Source organism: Cellulosimicrobium cellulans, from assembly GCF_016921195.1.
GTDB lineage: Bacteria > Actinomycetota > Actinomycetes > Actinomycetales > Cellulomonadaceae > Cellulosimicrobium > Cellulosimicrobium cellulans_F.
Genome location: NZ_JAFGYF010000001.1, coordinates 651,457 through 676,202, shown reverse-complemented (window position 1 = coordinate 676,202; position 24,746 = coordinate 651,457). Strand labels below are relative to the sequence as shown.

Sequence of the window (24,746 nt, the reverse complement as noted above, 5' to 3'; positions counted from 1 at the left end):
CCGGCCCCGCTACGGTGTCGCCATGTCCTGGACGCTCTGGCTCGCGATCGCGGCGCTCGCCGTCGCGGTCGTGGCACTCGTCGTCGCGCTGGGCCTGCGCGCGCAGCAGACCCGTCAGCGCCGCGCGCACGGCGACGTGCCCCCCGCCCAGGAGCCCCCGGTCGAGGACGACCCGCGCGAGCTCGTCGCGTTCGTCGCCAACCCGTCGAAGCCCGACGTCGCGGGGCTGGAGGCCGTGGTGCGCCGCGCCTTCGCCGACGCCGCCCTCCCGGACCCGCTGTGGTTCGAGACGACGATCGCCGACCCGGGCGTCGGGCAGACGCGCGCCGCGCTCGCCCAGGGGGCGGACGTCGTCGTCGCCGTGGGCGGGGACGGCACGGTCCGGGCGGTCGCGGAGGGCATGGTCGGCAGCGGCCGCACCATGGGGCTGGTCCCGGTGGGGACCGGCAACCTCCTCGCGCGCAACCTCGACCTCCCGGTGGGCGACGCGCGCGCCGCGCTCGCCGTCGTGATCGCGGGGTCGGACCGCCCGGTCGACGTCGGCTGGGTCACGGTCCTGCGGTACGCGGACCCCGCGGGCCCCGGGGACGTGGAGGGCACGACCCTCGACCCCGCCCGGGAGCCCGGCAAGGAGCACATCTTCCTCGTCATCGCGGGTCTCGGGTTCGACGCCGCGATGGTGGCCGACGCCGACGACGAGCTCAAGGCGAAGGTCGGGTGGGTCGCGTACTTCGTCGCCGGGATCCGCCACCTGCACGGTCGGCGCATGCGCGCCCGCATCCAGCTCGACGACTCGCCGCCCGTCGACGCGCGCCTGCGCTCGCTCATGATCGGCAACTGCGGCCGGCTCCCCGGCGGCATCACGCTCCTGCCCGACGCCGTGATCGACGACGGTGTGCTCGACGTCGCGGCGGTCGACACGCGCGGTGGCGTGGTGGGCTGGGCGCAGCTCTTCGGCGAGGTCGTCATGCAGGGTCTCGGCGTCCGGAACGACCTGCCCGCCAAGATCGGGCGGATCGACCACGCGCGGGCACGGCGCGTGCGCGTGCGCGTCGAGGGCGGGGAGCAGGCGCAGGTCGACGGCGACGTGCTCGGCCTCGCGGTCGAGATCGAGTCGCGCGTCGACCCGGGGGCGCTCGTGGTGCGCACGGCCTGACCCGCTGTCCCGGCGTCGCCGGGACGGCGTCGCGCGGTCAGCCCGCCGCGGCCGTCTCCGCGTCGATCGCCGACCCTATGACGGCAGAGGAGGGGACCACACGGTCCCCGCCGATCCGGGTGAGGCCGGCGAGCCCGACGCCGACCATGAGCAGGCGCCCCGCGGCCTCCCGGCGGCCCCCGTCGCCCCGGTCGCCGAGGTGGTCGGCCAGGACGTCCGTCAGCCGCGCGAGCGTGTCGACGTACGCCCGCGCGACGACCGGCCGCAGCTGGGCGTGCGCCCCGGCCTCCGCCCAGCGGGCGAGCGCCCGCCCGTCGCCCCCGGGTGCGAGGAGGTCCTCGAAGAAGAGCTCCACCGCGGCCCGCGCGGAGCGGCCGCGTGCCACGTCCTCGAAGCGGGCGACCTCCTCGTCGGCGTACCGCCGCCACGCCTCGGCGACCAGCTCGTCCGTCGACGTGAAGTGGTGGTGGATCTGCCCGGGCGACCCGCCGAGCTCGTCGGCGACGACGCGCGCGGTGACGGCCCCGAGACCGTCGCGGCGCACGACGGCGGCGGCCGCGGCGACGATGGAGTCCCGACGCTCCGCGCGCGGCAGGTAGGCCATCAACGACTCCTCGTCCGCGCCGCGGGGGCGCCGTCGGTCAGGGTGTTCAGGAACGCGACGGTACGCGCCCGCAGGCCCTCCCGACGAGTCCGCACGACCTCCTCCGGCGAGGGGTCGAGCGGGCCGCCGGCGTGCACGACCCGGACGTTCCGGTGGCAGTCCAGGTCGGTGCACAGCAGGAGGCCCACGCTGCTGAGCCGCTTCCTCCGGTCCGTCGACGGCCGGTGCGCCGCGAAGAGCGCCACCTCGTTGAACCGCCGCGAGAACCGGCACAGCGCGCACATCACGGCGCGCGAGCCGACCTCGGCATGGCTCGGGCTCTGGCGCAGGACCGCGCCGAGCGCCCGCCCGTCGACGTCCGCCACGAGGAAGGCGCGCGACGGCGCGCGCGGGTCACGCCACCCGAGGTAGTCGAGCTCGTCCCAGCGCAGCTCGTCGAAGTGGCCGGGCAGGCGGACCCTCCCCTCCGTCGGGTCGACGTTGACGACGGCGGCCCGCACCTCCGCCCGGGTCAGCGCTCGCACGACCGGATCCAAGACTTGTACATGGGTACAAGTTGTACACGGGTACAGATTGGGACGTCCAGGGGATTGCGCGCAGCCGCCGTGGAGGCCGCGTGAGCGTCGCGCGCGGACCTGCGGCGACGCCGCCGCGACGGTCGGGGGTGGCGCGACGCACCCCCGTAGGCTGGTCCGGTGACGTTCCCGGCCGCCGCGCTCCCCCCTGCCCGCACCCAGCCCGCCCGCCGGGAGCGGAGCCTCGGGCCGCGGACGGCGGCGCTCGCCACGGCCGTCGCGCTGCTGCTGACGCTCCTCGCGACAGCCGGGCCCGCGGCGGCGACGACCCCGGTTGCGGCCGCTCCGGCCGTCCCGCCGGGAGGTGCCGCCACCGAGACCGCCGCGGCCCCCGGCGTCCTCGACGCCGCGGGCAGCACCGACACCGCCGGCGCCGTCGACGCCGCAGACCCGCTCGCCGCCGCACCCACGCACGACCCGCGGCCGGTCGTGCTCGTCGCGGTGGCCGGCCTGTACTGGAGCGACGTCTCCCCCACCGCGACGCCCACGCTGTGGTCGATGATCCGGACGGGGTCCGTCGCGTCGCTCAACCTCGGGCGCACGGTGTGCACGACCGACGCGTGGCTCACGCTCTCGGCGGGACGCATGGTCTCGGCCCAGACGGCGGAGCAGCCCGGGGAGCCGCTCCCGGCCGACGCGGAGGAACCGGCGAGCGGCTGCCTCCCCCTGCCCACTCCGACCGTCGCGACGACGAGCGCGACCACGCCCGACGCGCGGCCCGCCGACGTCCCCGGCTGGGCCGTCCTCACGGCGCCCGCCACGGAGGAGACGCCCGCGCAGGCGGCGCGGCACGACCCCGGGACCGCCGCGGCCCGGATCGCCGAGACGGGCGTCTGCACGACCGCCGTCGGACCGGGTGCCGCGGTGATGCTCGCGGACGCCGCCGGCCACGTCGAGCGGTACGTGCCCTCGCTCGCGACGCTCCCCGACGGCGGCCTCGACGCGTGCGACGTGACCGTCGTGGACCAGGGCGAGATCGTCGACTCGGCCACCGGCCGCGGCGAGAGCCTCGACGAGCTCGACGAGGCGCTCGACCGGGTCATGGACGAGGTCGACCGCGGCACGCGCGTCGTCGTGGCCGGCGTGTCCGCCGGACCGGTCGGCGAGACGGGGCTCCAGGTCGTCGTCGACTGGCGCAAGGGGCAGCCGACGAGCCGCTGGCTCCACTCGCCGAGCACGCAGAAGGACGGCATCGTCCAGCTCACCGACCTGACGGCGACCGTCGTGGAGTCGGTGGGCGGCAACACGGAAGGGCTCGAGGGCGCCGCCCTGGAGCACGGCGAGGTGCGGCGCATGGACGTCGCCCGGACGGTCGAGAACCGGCAGTACCTCAACGTCCTCACCAGCACCATCCCCACGCTCTACCCCGTGCTCGTGGGTCTCCTCGTCGCCACCCTGGCCCTCGCGCTCGGCGGCGTCCTGTGGGCGCGCCGCGCCGCCGTCCGCCGCGGGCGCGAGCCCGGCCCGGGGCCGCGCGGCCTGCGCGTGCTGTCCGCCGTCCTCATGGTCGCGGCGGCGGCTCCGGTCGCGGCGTCGCTGGCGAGCCTGTCGCGCTGGTGGGTGTGGAGCGCGCCCGCGCCGGCGCTCACGCTCGCGCTCGCGGTGAGCGCGGTCGCCGTCGCCCTCGTCGCGTGGGTCCTCTCGCGCCTCCTGCCACGGCGCCCGTGGGCGCTGCCGTCGGCCCTGGCCGGGGTCACGTGGCTCGTGCTCACGGTCGACGGCGCGACCGGGACGACGCTCCAGCAGGCGTCCCTGCTCGGGACGTCGGCCGTCGTCGGCTTCACGCGCTTCTACGGCTTCAACAACGTGACGTTCGCCGTGTACGCCGTCGCCGGCCTCGTCCTCGCGGGCGGTCTCGCGTCGGCCGCGATCGCCCGCGGACGACGCCGGCTCGCCGCCTGGGCCGTCGTCGCCGTCGGCGCGGTCACGGTCGTCATCGACGGCTGGCCCGCGTTCGGCGCCGACTTCGGCGGCATCCTCGCCCTCGTCCCCGCGTTCGCCGTCCTTGCGCTGCTCGTGGGCCGCATCCGCATCACGTGGCTGCGCGCGCTCGTCGTCGCGCTGGCGACGGTGCTCGTCGTCGTGGTCGTCGCGGTCGTGGACTGGCTGCTGCCGGGCGGGCGGTCGCACCTCGGCGGGTTCGTCCAGACCGTCGTGGACGGCGCCGCGCTCGACGTGATCGGCCGCAAGGCGCTCGGCGCGTGGGCCACCCTCGCGAACCCGCTGGGCGCGGTCGCCGCGGTCCTCGTGGTCCTCGTGGCCGTCGCCGTGCTGCGCCCCGAGCGGTTCCGCCTCCCGGAGGTCGCGCGGGCCTACGAGACCTGGCCGATGCTGCGCCCGCTGGTCGTGGCGCTCGTCGTCGTCGCGGGCGTCGGCTCCGTCCTCAACGACTCGGGCGTCATCATCGCCGTCATGGTCGTCGTCGTCGCGACCGCGATGATCGTCCCGGGGTTCCTCGCCCGCCCCGCGCCCCGGCAGCCTGCGGGCACCGTCCCCGAGCCGGGGATCCGGCGCATGCCGACCATGCTCGCGACCGTGGGGGGCGGGCTCCTGCTCGTCGTCCTGCTCGCCTCGACGGTGCTCGCCTCCGCGGGGCTCCGGCCGGCGGCCAGCGCCGCCCCGGCGGGCGGCGAGGCCTCGGCGACCCGCTCCGACGCGATCGCGACGGACCGGCCGATCGTCGTCGTCGGCACCACGGGCGTCACGTGGGGCGACGTCACGTCGTCGGCCACCCCGACCCTCCACGCCCTGCTCACCGATGGCGCGGGCGCCGGCGGCGTCTCCCAGCCCACGGGCGCGGCGAGCCGCTGCACCGTCGGCGGCTGGCTCGCGCTCTCCGCCGGCCAGCTCGCCGAGGTCGCGACCGAGCGCGCGCCCGACGGCGCGTGGGCGTGCCCGACGGCGCAGCCCGCCCCCGACGGCGCGGACGGTGCGCAGGTCGAGGGCTGGGACGACCTGGTCGCGCTCCAGCGCGGCTCGGGCTACCAGGCACGCCTCGGCGTCCTCGGCGACGCGCTCGCCGCGGCCGGCGCCGACGGCGCGGTGTGCGCGACGGCGGTCGGCCCGGGCGCGGCGGTCGTGCTCGCGGACTCCACGGGCCGTGTCGCGCGCTACCGCGACCTCCCGGCCGCGACGACCGCCGGCTCCGACGCGTTCGCGTGCCCGGTGACCGTCGTGGACGCGGGCGACGCGACCCCGCCCGTCGTCGACCCCGACCTCCCGGCGGACGAGCGCGCCACGCTGCGCAGCACCCTGCGCGCCGACCGCCTGACCGCGGTCGACGCGACCGTCGGCGCCGTGCTCGACGCCGCCCCGAGCGGCACGACCGTGCTCGTCGTCGACGTCGCCGGCACGCCCGGCACGCGGCCGGCGCTCGGCACGGCGCTCGTGCGCCCGTCGTCCGACGGACCCGACCAGTCGCGCTACCTGACGAGCGCCGCCACCCGGACCGACGGCGTCGCGCGCGTGCTCGACGTGCCCGCGACCGTGCTCGACGCCGCAGGCGCCGCGATGCCGGCGCGCATCCAGGACACGCCGCTCGCCTGGGGCTCGCCGCGCCCGGCGGACGCGACGTCGACCGCCGACGCCCTCGCCGACCTCACGACGCGCGACCACGTGCGCCGCGCCGTCTACACCGCGTTCGTCGACGTGCCGCTCTACGCGGGACTCGTGGTCGCCGGGCTCTGCCTCCTGCTCGCGCCGCGCGCCGCGCGCGCGACGGGCGACCGGGCACGCGCCCGGTGGGCCCGGGCGACGCACTGGGCCCGCGGGGCGGCGCTCGTCGTCGCCGCGGTGCCCACCGCCGCCTTCCTCGTGTCGCTCACGGGCTGGTGGCGGTTCGGTGACCAGACGCTCGCGATCGTCGTGTCCACGGTCCTCGCGACGGCCGCCGTCGCCGGACTGGGCGCGCTCGCCCCGCGTCGCCCGGTCTGGCTCGGCCCGGGGATCGTCGCGGGACTCACGTTCGCGGTGCTCACGCTCGACGCGCTCGTCGGCACCCCGCTCAACCGGGCGAGCCCGCTCGGCTCCGCGCCCACCTTCGGTGCGCGGTTCTACGGGTTCGGGAACCCGACGTTCTCCGTGTACGCGGTCGCCGCGCTCGTCGTCGCCGCGGCGCTCGCACAGTGGCTCGTCGCGCGCGGCCACCGGTACGCCGCCGCCGCGACCGTGGGCGTCATCGGCCTCGTGACGATGGTCGTGGACGTGTGGCCGACGCTCGGCGCCGACCTCGGCGGCGGGCTCGTCGTCGTGCCGGCGTTCGCGGTGCTAGGGCTCGCCGCCTCGGGCGCGCGCGTCACGTGGCGGCGCTTCCTGCTCGTCGCCGCGGCGGGCGTCGCGCTCGTCGCCGCCGTCGGCGTGCTCGACTGGCTGCGCCCGGCCGACGAGCGCTCGCACCTCGGCCGGTTCGTCGGGCAGGTCGTCGACGGGTCGGCGTGGGAGACGCTGCTCCGCAAGGCGGGCTACGCGGCGCGGTCCGTGCTCGGCGGAGTGCCGGTGTGGCTGACGATCGCCGTGCTCGTCGGCGCCGCGCTGCTGCTCTTCTGGCCCCGGCGCTTCACGCCGCGCTGGTTCGCACGCACGGAGGCCGCGTGGCCCCTCGTGCGCCCGACCCTGCTCGCGCTGTGGATCGTGGCCGTCGCGGGCTCGCTCGTCAACGACTTCGGCGTGCGGATCGCGCTCGTCGCGCTCATCCCGGCGGTGCCGCTGCTCACCGTCGCCGCGCTCCACGCGGCGGACGAAGGCGACGGCACCGGCGAGGGCACGGGCGAGGATCCGGACGAACGCACCGGGGCGGCGGGCTCCGCGTCGCGCGTCGGGAGCGTGGCGCCATGACCGGGAGCACCTGCTTCGTCTCCGTGCTGTTCCCGCGGGTGACGCAGCTCGACCTGACCGCGCCCTTCGAGGTCTTCGCGCGCGTGCCCGGCGCCGTGAGCCATCTCGCGTGGCACCGCGTCGAGCCCGTGGAGAGCGACTCGGGGCTCTCCCTCCTGCCGACGGTGACCTTCGACGATGCCCCGCAGGCGGACGTGCTCATGGTGCCCGGAGGGCAAGGGGCGTTCGATCTGCTGGAGGACGAGGTCGCGCTCGACTTCGTGCGCCGGCAGGCTGCCGGAGCGAGGTACGTGACGAGCGTGTGCACCGGCTCGTTCGTGCTCGCCGCGGCCGGTCTCCTCGACGGACGACGCGCCACGACGCACTGGGCCTCCCACCCGATGCTGGAGCTCCTCGGCGTGGTCCCCGAGAAGGCCCGCGTCGTCCGGGACGGCGACGTCATCACGGGCGGGGGCGTGACGAGCGGCATCGACTTCGCCCTGACCGTCGCGGCCGAGCTGTGCGGCCCCGAGGTCGCTCGCGGCATCCAGCTCATGATGGAGTACGAGCCCGCGCCGCCCTTCGACTCCGGCTCGCCCGACGGCGCGGACACGGACCCGGAGCGCGTGGAGATGATGCGGGGGTGGGCGCGCGCGACGCGCGAGGAGACCGTGCGGCGGGCCGCGGCGCGGCTCGGCCGCTGACGCACGTCGGCGCCCGTCCCCGAGGCCCCTACGCGAGCACGAGCTCCGAGCCGTCCGACGCGTGCTCGCCCAGGGCCACGCTCCGGATCGCCGGGTCCTCGTACGTGTTCCAGTAGTACGTCGACGTGCGGGACGAGAAGAGCCCGGTGTAAACCGTGATCTCGAACTCGCCCGACCCCATCGCGGCGCAGCCGTCGACCATCGCGACCTGCTGCAGCGTGTGGAAGGCGCGGCTGACGTTCTCCTCCTCGGTGCCCTTCGTCGGGTAGTGGGAGTTGACGTACGCGGCCCGGACGAACCGGGACGGCGAGTAGTAGTCGCCGGGGATCCCCCGCATGTGCGAGCCCGACCCGAACGGGGCGAGGTGGGCTCGGCCCACGACCGTGTCCTCGGGGAACTCGGGCGACGTGTTGAGGTAGTTCCGCAGGTTCTCGTGGTGCCAGTCGAACCCGGGCTGGTTCGTGAGCACGTCGACGTCGTCCTCGAACACGTGCAGGCCGTCCGCCGTGTGCTCCAGCACGATCGCGCGCTGCCCGTCGGCGACGATCCAGTGCAGCATCGAGCTGGGGTACTTCTCGTTGATGGGACGGTCGACGACCACCACGTCCGCCAGGGCCGCCTCGACCTCGTCCACGCTCGCGAACTGCGCGCACACCCACAGCGGGAGCTCGAACGCGGCGACGTTGACCGCGCCGTCGACCGGCCCAGGCGCGTAGGCGGCGTACCCCGGGAAGTTGAGCCCCGCGACGGCCAGGCCCGCGTCGTTGCCGCAGTCGAAGTAGAGCGGGGTGTCCTCCTCCACGATGCCCATGCCGATGACGGCGTGCTCGATCGCGCGCACCGCGCCGAACGGCGACCGCGGCGCGTAGCCCGTGGGCGTCACCACGACCTGCTGCCCGTAACCGCTCGTCCAGTCGAGGTTCCGTGCCAGGTACACGCTGCCCTGGTCGTCCGAGAACCTGATCCCTGTGCACATCGCGCTGCCCCCGTCGTCGTCGGCGCGGCACGCGTGACCGCGCACCGCCGGGTCACGACGCCGTGCCCCGTCCTCCCATGGTGCGTCCGGGCCCGGACCGGGACCACCGGCAGGGATGCGGCTCAGGGCTGCAGGTAGACGGCGATGTGCTCCTCGACCGCGCGCTCCGCGCGGTCCGGGTCTCCCGACCGCAGCGCCGAGAGCAGGTCCCGGTGCTGCTCGACGACGGCGTGCGGGTCCTCGTGGTGCGGCGCGTCGCGGACGAAGTACGCCCGGACGCGCGGCTGGATGAGCCGCCAGATCTGCAGCGACTGCGTGTGGCTCGCGGCGGCGATCACCGCCTCGTGGAACGCGAGGTCGAGATCGGCGAGGCGACGGGCGTCGAGCGGGTCCGCCGCGCGCTCCATCGCGGCCACCGTGCGGTCGAGCGCGTCCAGGAGCGCGGCGTCCTGCGCGCGCGCCGCCGACCGGAACGCGACCTTCTCGATGACGGTCCGCACCGGGACGAGGATCTCGGCGATCTCCTCCTGGGAGATGTCCACCACGACGGCGCCGCGGTACGGGTGGGAGACGACGAGCCCTTCCTGCTCGAGCACCATGATCGCCTCGCGCACCGGGCCGCGGCTGATGCCGTAGGCGGCGGAGAGGTCGCGCTCGACGAGGCGGTCCCCGGCGGCCAGGTCGCCGGAGGCGATGCGTTCGCGCAGGTGGCGCAGGACCCAGTCGCGCCGGGACTCGGGCGGCGATGCGGGCAGGACGTGCACGACGGCGACCCTCTCAGTCGGGAGGGATTCATCCTAATGGATGGCCGATGGTTGACCATCTACCACCGCGCGACCTAGAGTCGCGGTCCACGGCACCGACGAGAGGACACCCATGAGGATCACCGCCATCACCGCCGCCGGCCTGCGCGGCGCCACCCCCGAGGGCGGCTGGCAGGAGGAGCTGCGCCAGGACGACGTCGTGCACACCCTCGTCGCCGTCCACACCGACGAGGGACTCGTGGGCGTCGGGAGCGTGTTCACCACCGAAGACCTCGTGCGCGGCGCGCTCGACGTCCTGCGGCCCCTGCTCCTGGGGGCGAACGCTCTGGAGCCGGAGCGCACGAGCGAGCGGCTGCACCGCACGACGTTCTGGATGGGGCGCGGCGGGTCGATCACGCACGCGATCAGCGGCGTCGACACCGCGCTGTGGGACCTCCTCGGTCAGGCGACGGGGCAGCCCGTCGGGCGCCTCCTCGGCGGGCGGTACCGCGACCGGGTGCGCCCGTACGCCTCGCTGCTCATGGACCAGCCCGACGCGCTGCGCGACCACCTCACCGCGCTGCGCGCCGAGGGGTGGACCGCGTTCAAGATCGGCTGGGGCCCCTTCGGCCGGGTCGACGAGCGGCTCGACGAGCGCATCGTCGCCGCGGCGCGCGACGCGGTCGGTCCCGACGCGATGCTCATGGTCGACGCGGGCGGCAGCGACAGCGCGTGGAGCCAGGGCTACAAGTGGGCCCTGCGCACCGCACGCATGCTCGACGCGTACGGTGTCGCGTGGTTCGAGGAGCCGCTGCCGCCGGACGCGATCGAGGACTACACGCACCTGCGCCGGCGCTCGCCCGTGCCGATCTCGGGCGGCGAGGTGCTCACGCGCCGCCAGGCGTTCCAGCCGTGGATCGAGGGGGGCGCCCTCGACATCGTGCAGCCCGACGTCACGAAGGTCGGTGGGACGAGCGAGCTGCGGCGCATCGCGTGGTCCGCGCACGACCACGGCGTCAAGCTCGTGCCGCACGGGTGGAACACCGCCGTCGGGCTCGCCACCGACCTCCAGCTCGCCTCCGCCCTGCCGGACACGGACCTCGTCGAGTACGTCACCGGCTCGCCCTACATCGACGACCTGACGACCGACCGCTGGACGCTCGACGCGGACGGGATGCTCCCGATCCCGGACGGGCCCGGCCTCGGCGTCACGCTCGACCGCGAGCGCCTCGCGCGCTACTGCGACGTCGACGCGCTGCTCGGGAGCGCGGCATGAGCCCCCGGTCGCTCGTCGTGACGGGCGCGGCGTCGGGGATCGGCCGCGCGGTCGCCGTGGGCGCGGCACGGGACGGCTGGTTCGTGCACGTGCTCGACCTCGACCCCGACGGCGCCGCCACCACGGTCGACCTCGTCCGGGAGGCGGGCGGGGACGGGCGCGCGCACGTGCTCGACGTGACCGACGCGACCGCCGTCGCGGCGGCGGTCGGGACGGTCGCGGACGCCGGGCCGCCGCTGCGCGGGCTCTTCGCGGGCGCCGGGATCGACGTGGGCGGGGCGGCGCACGAGCTCGACCCGGCCAGGTGGCGCCGCGTGCTCGACGTCAACGTGACGGGCACCTTCCTCGTCGTGCGCGAGGTGCTGCGCACGATGATCGACGGCGACGGCGGGAGCGTCGTGCTGTGCGGGTCCCCTGCCGCGTCGGTCGGCTTCGCGGCCGGCGGCGCGACCGCCTACGGCGCGTCGAAGGGCGCGATCTCCTCCATGGTCCGCACCCTCGCGGTGGACTACGCGCGCCACGGCGTCCGGGTGAACGCGATCGTGCCCGGCCCGACGGAGACCCCGCTCATGTGGGCCAACGTGCCGGCCGCCGACGTCGCCGCCACGCGCGCGCAGATCGAGCACGAGGTCCCGCTGGGTCGGCTCGCGCGGCCCGAGGAGATCGCCGAGCCCGTGCTCTGGCTGCTGTCGGACCGCTCGTCGTACACGACCGGGTCGCTCGTCGGGTGCGACGGCGGCGTCCTCGCCAAGTCGTCGATCAGCGTATGAGCGCGCCGGACGCCCCGGAACGTCGCCCCCGGGTCGGGGCGACGTGCTGGGCGATCGGCGACGGCTGGATCCCGCCGTACGGCACGGGCGACGACCCGACGCTCGCGAGCCACGAGAGCCTGTGCCTGCTCAACGCCGGTCCCGACGACGCGCACGTCGAGATCCGGCTCTACTTCGCCGACCGCCCGCCGGCCGGCCCGTACGTCGTGGTGGTGCCCGCCGAGCGGGTGCGCCACGTGACGCTCAACGACCTCGACGACCCCGAGCCCGTGCCCCACGGCACCGACTACTCGGCCGTCGTCCTCGCGTCGGCGCCCGTCGTCGTCCAGCACACGCGGCTCGACTCGCGACAGGCCGCCAACGCCCTGTTCAGCACGATCGCCCACCCCGTCGACACCTTCCGAGAGGACCTCCGATGACGCAGACCTCCATCCCGACGACCCGCCGCCGGGGCACGCCGTGAACGCCGCGACGGGCCGCCTCGGCCACGGCGCCCTCACCCCGCTCGTCGTCGCGTCGACCGTCGGGGCGGCGCTCGGCGGGTTCATGTTCGGCTTCGACACGGCCGTGGTCAACGGCGCCGTCGACGCCCTCAAGGCCGAGCTCGGCGTGGGGAGCGCGCTCGTCGGCGTGATCGTCGCGAGCGCGCTCCTCGGCGCGGCGGTGGGCGCCTTCTCCGCGGGCACGATCGCGGACCGCTTCGGACGACGGCGCCTCATGATGGTCGCCGGGACCCTGTTCGTCACCACGTCGGTGCTGTGCGCCGTCGCGCACGACGGCCCGACCCTCGCGCTGTGGCGCTTCCTGGGGGGCGTGGGGGTGGGGATGGCGTCCGTCGTCGCCCCGCTCTACATCGCCGAGATCGCGCCCGCCCGGCTGCGTGGGCGGCTCGCGACGGCGCAGCAGATGTCGATCGTCCTGGGCATCTTCGCCGCGCTCGTCTCGAACGCGTTCCTCGTCCGCGCCGCGGGCGGGGCCGAGGCCGAGCTGGCCCTCGGCCTGCCCGCCTGGCGGTGGATGTTCCTCGTCGCGGTCGTGCCGTCGCTGGCGTACGTCGTCGCGGCGGTCCTCCTGCCCGAGTCGCCGCGGTACCTCGTGATGCGCGGCGACCGGGACGGCGCCGCCCGCACGCTGCGGCGCCTCCACCGCGTCCCGGAGGGCGACGCGCTGCTGGGCGTCGCGACCATCGAGGGGACGCTCCACGAGGCCCGACCGGCGTGGTCCCACCTCTTCTCCGGCCCGGGCCGCCTCAAGCCCATCGTCTGGCTGGGGATCACGCTCGCGGCGCTCCAGGCGCTCGTGGGGATCGACGTCATCTTCTACTACTCCACGTCGCTGTGGGCGCAGGTGGGCTTCGGCGAGCAGCAGGCCTTCTGGCTCTCGGCCCTCACGTCGCTCGTCAACGTCGCGGCGACCGTCGTCGCGATCTTCCTCGTCGACCGCGTGGGGCGGCGTCGCCTGCTGCTCGTGGGATCGGTGGGCATGACGGCCGCCCTGGCCGTCATGGCGACCGGGTTCGCCCAGGCGCGGCAGGCCGCGGACGGCCTCGTGTTCGTCGACGCGTGGGGCGTCGTGACCCTGGTCGCGGCGAACGTCTTCGTCGTGGCCTTCGCCGTCTCGTGGGGTCCGGTGGTGTGGATCCTCGTCGGCGAGATGTTCCCCAACCTGCTGCGCGCCCGCGCCGCGTCGCTCGCCGCCGCCGCGAACTGGGCGGCGGGCATCGCCGTCAACCTCACGTTCCCCTCGCTCCGGGACCTGTCGCTCCCCGGCAGCTACGCCCTCTACGCGGTGTTCGCGGCCGCGTCGTTCGTGCTCGTGCTCCGCGCGCTGCCCGAGACGGCGAACCGCCCGCTCGAGGAGATGCGGGAGGAGACCGCGGCGGGTGGACAGTAATCACTTTATGAGTGTTAAAGTGATTACATGATCCAGAACTCCATGACCCCGGAGCAGGCCCGTCGTCAGCTCGGCCAGGCGGAGGAGGTCGCCGCCCAGGCCCACCGCGCGACCCGCTGGTACCCCTGGCTCAGCGTCGGGCACGCCGTCGTCGCCCTCGCCTACACGATCGCGGTCGACGTCCTCGACGCACCGTGGTGGCCCGCCACCACGGTGCTCGTGGTCGTCCTCGCCCTGCTGTGGTCCGCCGTCGCGCGCAACCACCGCACGGCCCCGCGGCACTGGGTGCGCGACATGGGCATCGCCCTGATCGCCTGGGTGGTGCTCTACTTCGCGATGCTCGACCCGGCGCTCCAGCTCGTCGGAGCGACGTCGCCCGCCTGGTGGGTCCTCGCCGGCGTCGTCGCCGCCTCGCCGTTCGCGGCGTGCGCCTTCGCGAGCGCACGCCGATGAGCCACCCGCGCAAGGGCCTCGACGCGCTCATCCACTCGCCCGTCCGCTTCTCGATCCTCGCCGCCCTGGCGAACGTCGAGAGCGCGGACTTCCGCTTCCTGGCCGACCTGGTCGAGCTGAGCGACTCGTCCCTCTCCCAGGCCCTCACCGCGCTCGCCGACGCGGGCCTCGTGGAGATCAGCAAGGAGGCCGCCGGGCGCCGGACGCGCACGTGGGTCCGCATCAGCGACCGCGGGCTCGACGCGTTCCGGCAGCACGTGCGCACCCTCGAGCAGATCGCCCGCACCGGCGCGATCGAGCCGCAGCCCGACCCGACCCCGAGAGGCACCGCACCATGACGCCGACGTTCCGTCGAGCCACCGCCGCCGACGTGCCCGCCGCGGCTCGCACCCTTGCCGCCGCGTTCCACGACTACCCCTGGACCCGCTGGGCCGTCCCGGAGGACGGCTACCCCGAGCGCCTCACCGCGCTCCAGGAGATCTACCTCGAGCACGCCCTCGCGCACGGGATCGTGGTCGTCCACGAGCCGGTGGACGCCGTCGCCGCGCTCATGCCGCCCGACGCCCCCGCTCCCCCCGGGGACGTCCAGGAGCGCGTCGCCGCGCTGCACGGCCCGCGCCTGCAGGCCGTGGCCGCCGCGGAGCTCCCGCCGCCCCGCCCGGACGCCTGGGTGCTCGCGACGGTGGGGGTCCTGCCGTCGCGCCAGGGCACCGGGCTCGGCAGCGCGGTGTGCCGGGCCGCGCTGCGCGACCCCGCCCTCGGGGACGCGCCCGTCGCGCTCGAGACGTCGGACGCGCGCAACGTCATCTTCTACGAGCGGCTGGGCTTCCTGCGCACCGCGACCACGCAGGTGCACGACGGCCCCGTCGTGCACGGCATGGTCCGCGCGCCGAAGCCCTGAGCTCCGCCGTCGAGCCGCCGCTCCGGCTAGTGGTCGCCCGCGCGCACGCGGTCGACGGCGGAGCGCATCTTGCGCGCGTTCACCGCGAGCAGCACGTCGCGATACTGCGCCGCGCGGTGGAGCTGGCCCTTGAGGTCGTTCGACGACGCGCGGTGGCGCAGGTCGCACGGCACCTCGACCGCGACGTACCCCTTGCGGAGCAGGTCGATCGTCATGCCGGTCTCCACGCCCCAGCCGCGCGCGAGCGGGGTCGCGGCCTCGAACGCCTCGCGCGTGAGGCAGCGCATCCCGGAGAGCGGCTGCGTCGGGGTCCACCCCGTGAGGGACTGGATCGCGCGGCGCGCGGCTCCGACGACGATCCCCCGGCCGCCCGCGCCCGGCTGCGGCGGGAGCAGCGCGATCGCGAGGTCGGCGTACCCGTCGAGCACCGGCGCGACCAGCGGCGCGGTGTTCACCGCGGTCTCCCCGAGGTCGCCGTCGATGAAGAGCAGGAGGCGCGGGGGGCGGTCGGCGGCGTCGCGCATGGCGACGACGGCCGCGCCGGTCTCCATGGCCGCGGCCTTGCCACGGTTGTGCGAGTGGCGCACGACGACGGCCCCCGCCTCGCGCGCGACGTGCTGGGTGTCGTCCTCGCTCCCGTCGTCCACGACGAGCACGAGGTCGACGTGCGGGATCGCCTTGGCGGCGCGGACCGTCGCGGCGATGCGCCGCGTCTCGTCCTTCGCCGGGATGATCACGGCGACGCGCTGCCGCACCGCGCGTCCGGTCCGGCCGTCCCCGACCACCGGGCGGGGCGTCCGTGCCCGCGTGCCGGACGCCGAGAGGTACGTCGGCGGCGTGCTCGCCGCGCCCGCAGGGGCACTTGGAGGAGCACTGCCCGTGTTGTTCCCCGACTCAGTCGACCGATGGTCCGCGTTCACGCCGTCCAGCCTAGTAGTGCAAAGAGTTGGCCGCAGAAGTGTCGTCGTTCCACCAGCGGATCCGCTCGGGATCTTCGCAGGACGACCGGGCTGCGTTCCCAGGTCCCCCGGATCCTACAAGACGCGACGGCCCGCCGACAGGGTGCCGGCGGGCCGTCGTCGGGCAGGCGGGACCGTCAGCGCAGGGTCACCTGGCGCGACACGATCCCCGCGCGCGCACGACGCTCGTTCGCGTCGAGCGGCTCCGTCACGGCGAGCGCCTCGGTGAGGCGCGCGTCGAGCTCCGCGACCGGGCCCTCGAGCTCGTCGGCCTCCGTGCCGCGCGGGAGCTCCCACACGGGGACCAGCAGGCCGCTGGACCGGAAGGCGCCGACGAACTTGCCGTCCGCGAGCCCGGACTCGCGCCGCGCGTGCAGGCGCGAGATCGCGTCGATGAGCGCGTCCTCGGGCTCCGGGCGCGCCCAGCGCAGGAACTCGCGCGACATGCGGCACCAGTACGCCGAGGGCACCGCGTCGAGCTTGACCGTGGGCACCATCGACTCGGCCGCCTGGTCGAGCGACGCGCGCAGGTCCGGCGTGATCTCCTCGGCCGGGTCGAGCCAGAACGCGAAGTCCTCGTGGACGGTGACGTCGAACGGGACCGAGAGGTCGAGGACGTCCTGGAGGCGCGGGCCGGCGTCGGGCAGCGCGCTCATCTCGATGGACGTGCCCGGCTCGGCGTCGATCGCCTCGAGCAGCGCGGCGGCGAGGTCGCGGCTCGTGTCACCCGAGCCCGCGAGCGTCTGGACCGCGAGGAGGATCGCGCCGTCCTGACGGTGCAGCGCGGCCCAGCCCGCGGGCAGGACGGTGACGACGGTGACGTCGCGAGCGCCGTGCTCCGCGGTGGTGCGGGCGGTCGCGGTGGCCGAGGGCACGACCTCGCGCATCGCGACCCAGTCGGTCTCGCCGGGCAGCCCCTCGAACGGGCGCAGCACGAAGTCGGGCGTGGTGTTCTTGGCCATGCGCGGCAGTCTACTGGCGCCCCGCGGGACGGGTGCGGGGGCGCAGGCGGACGTCGGGCAGCGCGGGCGCGGGCAGCGGGCCGCCGTCGTACCCGACGACCTCGCCGTAGCGCCCGTCGCGCGCGCCGTCGGCGTACCGGGTCCCGCCGTGGTTCGGACCCTCTCCTCCGGTGACCACGAGCTGCGCCTGCCAGTCCGCGCGGGCGCGCGCGACGTCGTCGTGCGACCGCCCCACGAAGTTCCACCACATGACGATGTCCTCGCCGAACGGCTCGCCGCCCACGAGCACGACCCGCGCGGGCCCGTCAGGGCCGGCCTCGACCGTGAGCGTCGCGCGCCCCGGCGCGACGTACCCGAGCGACGACGGCGGGACGGGCTCGCCCTCGAGGCGCACCGCGCCGTCGTCGACGAGCAGGCCGTGCTCGAACGCCGGGTCGACGTCGAGCGTGACGCGCGCGCCCGGCTCCAGGTCGACCTGCGCGCCGACGAGCGGCGAGTACGTCGTGGCGGGCGAGCGCAGCTCCGCGCCCGCCACACGCAGGCTCCCGAGGAAGACCTGGACCCGGGCCCCCTGGTCGTCCGCGACCGGCAGGTCGGCGTGGTGCTCGAACGCGGGCGGGTCCGTGAGCCGGTCGCCCGGGAGCGCGACCCAGAGCTGCACCCCGTGCAGGACCGGCGGGCGGACGCCGCGCGGCGACTCCTCGGAGTGGGAGATGCCGCGCCCCGCGGTCATGAGGTTGAGCTCGCCGGGGCGGACGGTCTGGAGCGACCCCACGGAGTCCCGGTGCAGGATCTCGCCGGCGAACAGCCACGTGACGGTCTGGAGGCCGGTGTGCGGGTGAGGCGGCACCTGCATCCCGTCGGCCCCGTCGCCGATCGCGGGCAGCGGGTCCGGGCCGTAGTGGTCGAGGAAGCACCACGCCCCCACGAGCGAGCGCGCGCGCTGCGGGATCGTGCGCCGCACGCGCATCGCCCGCGTACCGCCGAGCGGGACGTCCCGGTGCTCGAGGATCTCGACCACCGGCGGACCGCCGGCCTCCGCGCCGTGGAGTGCACCGGCGGAGCACACGCGCTCCTCGGGCCGGGTCTCGAGGTTGCTCATGCCCCGAGCGTAGGCCTGCCGGGCGGGAGCGGCCTCCGGCCCGCGGACGGGTCTTCGCGGCACGGCGCCCTCGCGGGAGAATGGCGACGAGGCCCCTCGGAGCAGGATTCCGAGGGGCCTCGCCGTGTCCGCGCGACCCCGGGGCGGTCGGGCACGTGGCCCGTCGGGGCGCCGCTCGCGACGTGGCGGCCCGGCGTCGTCGCGCCCGGCCCGGGCTGTCCCGGGCGGGCACGTGACGCCGATCGCGGTCGGCCTTCCGGGTCCGGTCGGAGCCTGCGCCGTCGCGCGCAGCCCGCAGCAGGGGGTCGCGGGTCGTCCACCGTTCTCCGGTCGGCCGTGCCCTCGCGTTCGCTCCGGATGCCGTGGGCTCCTGGCGGGGCCGTGAGACCCCTGCGTGATGCGTGCCGGAACTCCGTCGTCCGTGTGCGCCCGTCCGGGCCGTTAGGCACGTTTGTAGTCCTCACCCGGAGGGCCTGCAAGGGTTCCCACCGATGTCATTCGGCCGGTCACGAAGGCCACAGGTTCGTCCACAGGCGGCCCCGCGCCATTCCCACGGAACCCACAACCCTGTGGATGAAATCTGTGGACAGTTCGCCCGGTCGACACGCCCGGTTCGGTGGCGCCGCGCGCCTCGTGCGCACGCCCCGTCCGTCAGACCCAGAAGTGCGTCGTCGGCGTGGCCGCCGGCGCGAGCCGCTCGTCCAGGTCGAGGTCGCGCACCACGAACCCGCCGTCGTCGACGAGCGTGCCCGCGAGGCGCCCCTGGAGCATCGCCGCGAGGCGCGCGACGAGCACCCGGGCCCGCGAGCGCGCGATGACGTGCAGTCCCGACGGGTGCTCGACCTCGAGCTCGTACGGGTCCGTGGGGACCCACGTGAGACGGAAGGCGTGCGGGCCGTGCTCGCGCCAGTCGAGCGCGCCGAGGGCGAGCGGCACCTGCGGCACGCGCTGCGCCGTCAGGCGGACCGCGCCGTCGTACGGGGTCTCCCCCGACAGCACGTACTCGGCGAGGCCGTCCGGGCGGGGGTGGACCGCGACGACGCGCGCGCTCGGGACCGTCGTGCGCAGGACGCCGAGCGCGTCGTCGGGCCCGAGGACCTGGGCGCTGTACAGCGTGAGGTCGACCCCCGAGGCGGGGTCCGGCGTGAGCACCGTCCGGCCGTCCGGGACGACGGCGCCCCCGACGCGGCGCGCCGCCGCGACGGCCCAGCCCAGCACCTGGAGCTCGAGACCCTGGGGCAGCCCGGCGGCGAAGGCCCGCGCGAGACCGTCGCGGTCGTCGGCGAGAGGCACCGGCGCACCGCGCGGCGCCGAGGCGTCGACGTGCAGCGCGAACACCTCGGCGCTCCCGCTCGCGAGGTCGAGCGCCTGCGTCTGCGGCGGCGTGAGCGGGAACGGCCCGACGACGCGTGCGCCCTCGGCGAGCCGGAGCTCGCCCGGCGCCACGACGCCGTCCGGCACCACGCCACGGAACCTCGCGCCCACCATCGGGCGGGTCGCTCCCCCGCCGCCCGGGGGCGTCGTCCACGCGGCATCGGGGAACCAGGCTCGCGCCAGGGTGTCCACGGGCGTACGCGCCGCTCCGCGGGAACGAGGCACCGCGAGGAGGTGCGCTCCTGCGTGCGCGTCCGGCACGAGGCCGGCGACGGTGGCGTCCATGACCGGACCGTAGGGGGTCCGGAATGCCGGGATGTTACGCCCGTGTCACGACCGTGCGTCTCCTGGCGCGGCGCCGCCGGGTGCCGCGCGTCCGGTCAGGCGCCGACGTCGTGCAGGTGGTGGACGACGTCGTGCACGAAGTACTGACCGAGCGTGCGGACCGTGAACACGGATCCGTTCGACCGCCGCCCGGGGCGCTCCCACTGGTCCGGGACGAGCGCGTCGAAGCGGCCCGCGACCCGCTCGCCCGCGATCGCGAGCTCGCGCGCGACGGCGTCGGGCTCCTGGTGCGCGTAGTCCTCCTCGACCGCCGTCGCGTCCTGGTCCCAGTTCGCGAACTGCGGGTCGTCGCCCTCGACCATCGACTGCACTCGGACGTCGAACACCGAGAAGACGTCGCGCACGTGCGCCGCGTACTCGAGCACGGACCACGTCGCGGGGTCGGGACGGACGCGCACGTCCTCGCGGCCCAGCGCGGCGACGTAGCGCGGGACCGCGTCGCGCACCGCGGCGCCCACGCGGTCGGGCGTCACCTCGCCCGCCACGAACCCGCACTCCGGGCACGGACGCTCCATGACCCACGTCCAGTCCTTGGTGTCCGCGGGGACGGGCGGGAAGTCGGGGTCGGGGGCGCTCCCGGGGACGCCGTCGGGCGAGGCGGTCGTGTCCATGGCGGCAGTGTGCCAGACGGCGCAGCGCGCACAGGAGGGCGCGTCACCCCGGCGGTCCCCGGTCGACGGATTAGCGTTCTGACACAACCGCCCTATGATGTCAGCATGCCCAAGATCATCGGAGGGTCCCTCCACGAGCACCGCGCACAGACCCGGCAGAAGCTCTTCGCGGCGCTCTCGACCCTCATGATGGACCGCGGCTTCGACGCCATCTCGCTCGCCGACATCGCCGCCGCCGCGGGCGTCGGCCGGACCGCGGTGTACAACCACTTCCCCGACAAGGAGGCGCTGCTCCTCGGGTTCATCACCCACGAGACGGAGCAGTACGTCGGGACGCTCGAGCGGGCGCTGGAGCACGTCGACGACCCGGTCGAGCAGCTCCGCACCTACATCCGCCAGCAGGCGCAGCTCAAGCGCATCTTCCACCTCGCACCCGGCCCGGACCTGCGCACGGTGCTCTCGCGCACGACGCGCCAGCGCCTGCGCGAGCACGCCGAGCTCGTCGAGGCGATCCTGCGCCGCATCGTGGCGTCGGGGATCGAGGCCGGGGAGTTCCCCGAGCAGGACATCGACACCACCGTGCAGCTCGTCAACGCGTGCCTGTCCGGCCGGCTCGTCCCCGACGACCCGGCCGCGCGCGAGCAGGCGATCGAGGCCACCGAGGCGTTCGTGCTGCGCGCCGTCGGGGCCGACGCGACCTCGCCCGCGCTCACGCGCTGACCCGGCCCGCCCCGGCCGCCGGCCCTTCTCCCCCGAGCAGAAGCGACGGAAACAGCGCGATGCCCGCGGCAACGGTCGCCTAGCCTCGGGAGGTGCCGACCCTCCGCCGCCGCAGGCCGCCCGACGCCCCCTCCCGGGTGCGCGGCGGCCTCGGCGTGCCGTTCCGGAACGTCTTCACCGCGAACCTCAGCTCCAGCCTGGGCGACGGCATCGCGCGCGTCGCGTCGCCGCTGCTCGCCGCGCGGCTCACCGACGACCCGTTCCTCGTGTCCGGCGTCGCCGCCGTCTCGCTCCTGCCCTGGCTGTTCTTCGCGATCCCCGCCGGCGTCCTCCTCGACCGCATCGACCGCCGACACGCGCTCGCGCTCGCGAACGGCGCGCGCACGCTCCTCGCCCTCGGGCTCGTCGCCCTGGCCGCGACCGGCACGCTGACGATCTGGTGGCTCTACGCCGTCGTGTTCCTCTACGGCGCCCTGGAGACCGTCTACGACGGCGCGATCCGCGCGGTGCTGCCCTCGATCGTGCGGCCCGCCGACCTCCCGCGCGCGAACTCGCGCATCGAGGCGGGCGAGATCACCGTCCAGAACTTCCTCTCCGCGCCGCTCACGTCGGCGTTGTTCGCGGTCGCCGTCGTCGTGCCGCTCGGGACCGGCGCCGCCGCGTACGCCGTCGCGGGCGCGCTCGCCCTGTTCCTGCCCGCCGTCGCGGCGGGCGAGCACCGCGCCGCGGCCGTCGAGGGTGCCGAGCCCGCCCCGCCGTGGTTCCGTCAGCTCGGCGACGGGTTCCGCTACCTGTGGGCGCACCCGACGCTGCGGCCCTTGTGGATCCTGTCCGTCGTCGTCGGGCTGTGCTTCTCCGCCGCGACCGCGACGACGGTCCTCTACGTCCTCGACGTGCTCGGCGTCCCCGAGGGCTGGTACGGCACGTTCCTGCTCGTCGGGGCGGCGGGGTCGCTCGTCGCGGCTGCCGTCGCGAACCCCGCGAAGGAGCGCTTCGGGACCGGCCGGACGATCGCCGTCGCGAACCTCGTGACGCCCGTCGCGCTCGTCCTCCTGGGGGTCGTGCCGCTCCTGCCCGACGGGGGTGTCGCCGTCGCGGCCGTGCTCCTCGCCGTCGGGTTCGGCGCGGTCACCGTGTGGAACGTGCTCGTCATGTCGCTGCGCCAGGCGATGATCCCCGGTCGCCTGCTCGGCCGGGTGCACGGCACGTGGCGCACGCTCCTGTGGGGCGTCATGCCGCTCGGGTCGTTCCTCGGCGGGCTCCTGGCCCGCACGGACCTCACGACGCCGCTCGTCGTCGGCGGCGGGCTGGGCACCCTGGTCGCCCTGCTGGGCTTCCGGTTCCTCACCGGCCTCCCGGACCCCGAGGACGTCGACCAGATCCCGGACAGAGGATAGGCAAGCCTCACCTGAGTGCGTTAGAGTTCCTGACGCATCGTCATGACAGGACGTCAGGACGGGCGCCCTGACCCGACGCTACCCGCAGGAGCCACCCGTGACTGCTCTCACCCACGACCTCGACCGCGCCGACGAGACCGTGCCGCTGTCCCAGCGCCTGCGCGAGGGCACGCGCCCCGAGCACGAGCAGGCGGAGAGCTCCGGGTTCGTCGAGCGGCTCATGTCCGGGCGGCTCGACGTCGCGGCGTACGCCGACCTCGCCGCGCAGCAGTGGGCCGTCTACGGCGCGCTCGAGGACGCGAGCGCGCACATGCGCGCCGACGCCCAGGGCTCCACGCTCGTCTTCGACGAGCTCACGCGCACGCCGGAGATCGAGAAGGACCTCACGTTCCTCGTCGGTGCCGACTGGGCCGAGCGCATCACCATCCACCCCGCGACCGAGCGCTACGTCGCGCGGCTGCGGACCGTCGGCACGTCGCTGCCCGCGTACGCCGCGCACGCGTACACGCGCTACCTCGGCGACCTCTCCGGCGGACAGATCATCAAGCGCATGCTCGAGCGCCACTACGGCCTGTCGGGCGACGGCCTCGCGTTCTACACGTTCGTCGAGATCCCCAAGTCCAAGCCGTTCAAGGACGTCTACCGCGAGCGCCTCGACGGCCTGGTCCTCACACCCGAGCAGCTCGACGAGACCGTCGCGGAGGCCAAGCACGCCTTCCGCCTCAACAGCGACCTCTTCGCCGACCTCGGTGCCGTCCACCCCTAACGCCGAGGGAACCCGATCGCGCGAAGTAGAACGCTGGTCGCGCGAAGTAGAACCGTGGTCACGCGAAGTAGAACCGTGGGTCTTTGTGCCCGACGGCGCCCGGTCGGCTCGGGTGTTCGGAGCGGGTGGTAACCACGGTTCTACCTCGCGCGACCAGCGTTCTCTCTCGGGTGACTGCGGTTCTACCTCGCGGTAGTCGGGACTTCCGCTCCGTCGGCCGGGTCCGGTCGGCGCCCTTCACGTGAGGTGCGTTACTCGTGAGACGGTCGGGGATCGCCTTCAAGTCAGGTTAGGCTCGTCTTATCTGGGGCGGGCGACGATCTCGCCTGGTCGCGCCCTCCCGCGCACCGCCTTCCTGGAGACTCCCATGCCTCACGCTGCCCGTTCCGTGCTGCACCTCGGCTCGCCGACGAGCCGGACGACGTCGCGCTCGGGTCCGGCAGGCACCGCACCCGGTCGGGCGCGGCGGGCGGCGTCGGCGCTGGCCGGGACGGGCGCCGCCGTCGTGCTGGGGCTCGTGGCCGCGTGCTCGCCGCTCCCCTACGAGCCGCCCGCGACGCCGTCGGCGGAGGCGAGCCAGGACGCCGCGCCGGTCGAGGCGGCGCCGACGGAGACCGCCGACGCGACGACCGGCGCGCCGGCGTGCACGACGCTCGAGGAGTCGCGGGCCGCGGGCGGCGGCACCGACGTCGACCCGGCGTCGTTCCCCACCGGACCGGCGACGGCGACGTTCGCCGACGACGCGATCCACCCGGTCGCCGAGGCGCCCGCCCCGCAGCTCCCGGTGACGGTCGACTCGGTCGACGGGCGCCAGGTCGAGATCACCGACGTGAGCCGCATCGTCCCCGTCGACCTGTACGGGACGCTCGGCGAGATCGTCTACAGCCTGGGCCTGGGCGACAACGTCGTCGGGCGCGACCTGCCCACCGGCTTCCCCGAGGCTGCCGACGTCCCCGTCGTCACGGGAGCGGGCCACGCGCTCGACGTCGAGGCGATCCTCGGGCTCGACCCGTCCGTGATCCTCACCGACGCGACGATCCTCACCGACGACGTGCGGGGCCAGCTCGAGAGCTCGGGCATCCCCGTCGTGTACTTCGACGAGGCCCGCACGCTCGACGGGGTCGACGACCGGATCCGCGCCGTCGCGACCGCGCTCGGCGTGCCCGAGCAGGGCGAGGCGCTCGTCGAGCGCACGGACCGGCAGATCTGCGCGGCGCTCGACGCCGTCCCGCAGGACACCGGGACGCCGCGCGTAGCGTTCCTCTACCTGCGCGGCTCCAACATCAAGATGCTCTTCGGGCCCGGCTCGGGCGCCGACGACCTGATCCGCGAGATCGGCGGCGAGGACGCCGGGACCGCGATCGGCCTCACGCAGCAGTACGCACCGGTCACGAGCGAGGCGATCATCAGCGCCGCGCCCGACGCCTACCTCGTCATGACCGACGGGCTCGAGTCGATGGGCGGCCTCGACGCCATGATGGCGATCCCGGGCCTCGCGCAGACGCCCGCGGGCGAGGCGCGCCGCGTCGTCGACATGGACGGCTCGCGCCTGCTCACGTTCGGCCCGCGCACCGGCTCCACGATCGCGTCGCTCGTCGAGGCGTTCTACGGCGTGCCCGCACCGGAGCTCCCGGCGTCGTGAGCGCG

The 24,746-nt window shown here is 75.3% G+C and carries 23 protein-coding genes; 14 read left to right on the top strand and 9 right to left on the bottom strand.

The window, feature by feature from the left end:
* Window positions 1-22: 22 nt before the first annotated feature.
* A complete protein-coding gene (locus tag JN535_RS02900) occupies window positions 23-1,156 on the top strand; it encodes a diacylglycerol/lipid kinase family protein (RefSeq protein ID WP_205201866.1) in 1,134 nt (377 codons plus the stop codon).
* Window positions 1,157-1,193: 37 nt separating this feature from the next.
* Here JN535_RS02900 and JN535_RS02895 read toward each other — a convergent pair whose 3' ends face one another.
* Together JN535_RS02895 and JN535_RS02890 are read right to left on the bottom strand one after the other, a co-directional pair.
* Window positions 1,194-1,760 carry a TetR family transcriptional regulator gene (locus JN535_RS02895; RefSeq protein WP_205201864.1) on the bottom strand — a complete coding sequence of 189 codons (567 nt, stop codon included), beginning with the start codon at window positions 1,758-1,760 and terminating at the stop codon, window positions 1,194-1,196.
* Window positions 1,760-2,284: an FBP domain-containing protein gene (locus JN535_RS02890; protein ID WP_205201862.1), complete on the bottom strand. Its 525-nt coding sequence runs from the start codon at window positions 2,282-2,284 to the stop codon at window positions 1,760-1,762. The genes JN535_RS02895 and JN535_RS02890 overlap by 1 nt, the downstream gene beginning before the upstream one ends.
* 171 nt (window positions 2,285-2,455) lie before the next feature.
* Here JN535_RS02890 and JN535_RS02885 point away from each other — a divergent pair, with 171 nt between their 5' ends.
* Complete coding sequence (locus JN535_RS02885; RefSeq protein WP_205201860.1) at window positions 2,456-7,168, top strand: hypothetical protein; 4,713 nt, start codon at window positions 2,456-2,458, stop codon at window positions 7,166-7,168.
* Complete coding sequence (locus JN535_RS02880) at window positions 7,165-7,851, top strand: DJ-1/PfpI family protein (protein ID WP_205201858.1); 687 nt, start codon at window positions 7,165-7,167, stop codon at window positions 7,849-7,851. Before JN535_RS02885 ends, JN535_RS02880 begins: the two co-directional genes overlap by 4 nt.
* A gap of 28 nt (window positions 7,852-7,879) precedes the next feature.
* Here the strand turns inward: JN535_RS02880 and bsh are convergent, their stop codons facing one another.
* Both bsh and JN535_RS02870 read right to left on the bottom strand, forming a co-directional pair.
* Window positions 7,880-8,827, bottom strand: a complete 948-nt coding sequence (gene bsh / locus JN535_RS02875) for a choloylglycine hydrolase (protein WP_275892127.1) — start codon at window positions 8,825-8,827, stop codon at window positions 7,880-7,882.
* 122 nt (window positions 8,828-8,949) lie between these two features.
* Entirely contained in the window at window positions 8,950-9,591 is a 642-nt protein-coding gene (locus JN535_RS02870) for a GntR family transcriptional regulator (RefSeq protein ID WP_205201848.1), read from the bottom strand.
* Window positions 9,592-9,703: 112 nt separating this feature from the next.
* Between JN535_RS02870 and JN535_RS02865 the strand changes: the two genes are divergently transcribed.
* From JN535_RS02865 to JN535_RS02835, 7 genes are read left to right on the top strand one after another with little or no spacing between them, the layout of a single operon-like run.
* Window positions 9,704-10,846 (top strand): mandelate racemase/muconate lactonizing enzyme family protein, encoded by a 1,143-nt coding sequence (locus tag JN535_RS02865; RefSeq protein ID WP_074805142.1) that lies wholly within the window; start codon window positions 9,704-9,706, stop codon window positions 10,844-10,846.
* The gene (locus tag JN535_RS02860) at window positions 10,843-11,616 is read left to right on the top strand and encodes an SDR family NAD(P)-dependent oxidoreductase (RefSeq protein ID WP_205201846.1); all 774 of its coding nucleotides are present in this window, start codon (window positions 10,843-10,845) and stop codon (window positions 11,614-11,616) included. The genes JN535_RS02865 and JN535_RS02860 overlap by 4 nt, the downstream gene beginning before the upstream one ends.
* Window positions 11,613-12,035: a sensory rhodopsin transducer gene (locus JN535_RS02855; RefSeq protein ID WP_205201843.1), complete on the top strand. Its 423-nt coding sequence runs from the start codon at window positions 11,613-11,615 to the stop codon at window positions 12,033-12,035. The genes JN535_RS02860 and JN535_RS02855 overlap by 4 nt, the downstream gene beginning before the upstream one ends.
* 40 nt (window positions 12,036-12,075) lie before the next feature.
* Window positions 12,076-13,509, top strand: coding sequence for a sugar porter family MFS transporter (locus JN535_RS02850; RefSeq protein WP_205201841.1), 1,434 nt, complete (start codon window positions 12,076-12,078; stop codon window positions 13,507-13,509).
* A gap of 27 nt (window positions 13,510-13,536) precedes the next feature.
* Window positions 13,537-13,962, top strand: coding sequence for a hypothetical protein (locus tag JN535_RS02845; protein WP_205201839.1), 426 nt, complete (start codon window positions 13,537-13,539; stop codon window positions 13,960-13,962).
* Complete coding sequence (locus JN535_RS02840; protein WP_205201837.1) at window positions 13,959-14,300, top strand: transcriptional regulator; 342 nt, start codon at window positions 13,959-13,961, stop codon at window positions 14,298-14,300. Before JN535_RS02845 ends, JN535_RS02840 begins: the two co-directional genes overlap by 4 nt.
* A complete protein-coding gene (locus tag JN535_RS02835) occupies window positions 14,297-14,863 on the top strand; it encodes a GNAT family N-acetyltransferase (RefSeq protein ID WP_205201835.1) in 567 nt (188 codons plus the stop codon). The genes JN535_RS02840 and JN535_RS02835 overlap by 4 nt, the downstream gene beginning before the upstream one ends.
* Before the next feature lie 26 nt (window positions 14,864-14,889).
* On the opposite strand, the gene JN535_RS02830 is transcribed toward JN535_RS02835, so the two are convergent.
* The 5 genes from JN535_RS02830 to JN535_RS02810 all read right to left on the bottom strand — a co-directional run bounded on the left by JN535_RS02830 (window position 14,890) and on the right by JN535_RS02810 (window position 20,216).
* A complete protein-coding gene (locus JN535_RS02830) occupies window positions 14,890-15,648 on the bottom strand; it encodes a glycosyltransferase family 2 protein (RefSeq protein ID WP_307868237.1) in 759 nt (252 codons plus the stop codon).
* Between the two features lie 311 nt (window positions 15,649-15,959).
* The gene (locus JN535_RS02825; protein ID WP_205201833.1) at window positions 15,960-16,784 is read right to left on the bottom strand and encodes a DUF5926 family protein; all 825 of its coding nucleotides are present in this window, start codon (window positions 16,782-16,784) and stop codon (window positions 15,960-15,962) included.
* A gap of 10 nt (window positions 16,785-16,794) precedes the next feature.
* Complete coding sequence (locus JN535_RS02820) at window positions 16,795-17,886, bottom strand: pirin family protein (protein WP_205201830.1); 1,092 nt, start codon at window positions 17,884-17,886, stop codon at window positions 16,795-16,797.
* Between the two features lie 651 nt (window positions 17,887-18,537).
* On the bottom strand, window positions 18,538-19,545 hold the full coding sequence (locus JN535_RS02815) for a hypothetical protein (RefSeq protein WP_205201828.1): 1,008 nt from the start codon (window positions 19,543-19,545) through the stop codon (window positions 18,538-18,540).
* 95 nt (window positions 19,546-19,640) lie between these two features.
* Window positions 19,641-20,216, bottom strand: a complete 576-nt coding sequence (locus JN535_RS02810) for a DinB family protein (protein ID WP_205201826.1) — start codon at window positions 20,214-20,216, stop codon at window positions 19,641-19,643.
* Between the two features lie 105 nt (window positions 20,217-20,321).
* On the opposite strand from JN535_RS02810, the gene JN535_RS02805 reads away from it, so the two are divergent.
* The 4 genes from JN535_RS02805 (at window position 20,322) to JN535_RS02790 (ending at window position 24,741) form a co-directional block, all read left to right on the top strand.
* Window positions 20,322-20,936 (top strand): TetR/AcrR family transcriptional regulator, encoded by a 615-nt coding sequence (locus JN535_RS02805; protein ID WP_205201824.1) that lies wholly within the window; start codon window positions 20,322-20,324, stop codon window positions 20,934-20,936.
* Window positions 20,937-21,028: 92 nt separating this feature from the next.
* The gene (locus JN535_RS02800) at window positions 21,029-22,333 is read left to right on the top strand and encodes an MFS transporter (protein ID WP_205201822.1); all 1,305 of its coding nucleotides are present in this window, start codon (window positions 21,029-21,031) and stop codon (window positions 22,331-22,333) included.
* Window positions 22,334-22,430: 97 nt separating this feature from the next.
* Window positions 22,431-23,099 carry a biliverdin-producing heme oxygenase gene (locus JN535_RS02795; protein WP_205201820.1) on the top strand — a complete coding sequence of 223 codons (669 nt, stop codon included), beginning with the start codon at window positions 22,431-22,433 and terminating at the stop codon, window positions 23,097-23,099.
* A 367-nt stretch (window positions 23,100-23,466) separates the two neighbouring features.
* Window positions 23,467-24,741, top strand: a complete 1,275-nt coding sequence (locus tag JN535_RS02790; RefSeq protein WP_205201818.1) for a heme/hemin ABC transporter substrate-binding protein — start codon at window positions 23,467-23,469, stop codon at window positions 24,739-24,741.
* Window positions 24,742-24,746 lie beyond the last annotated feature (5 nt).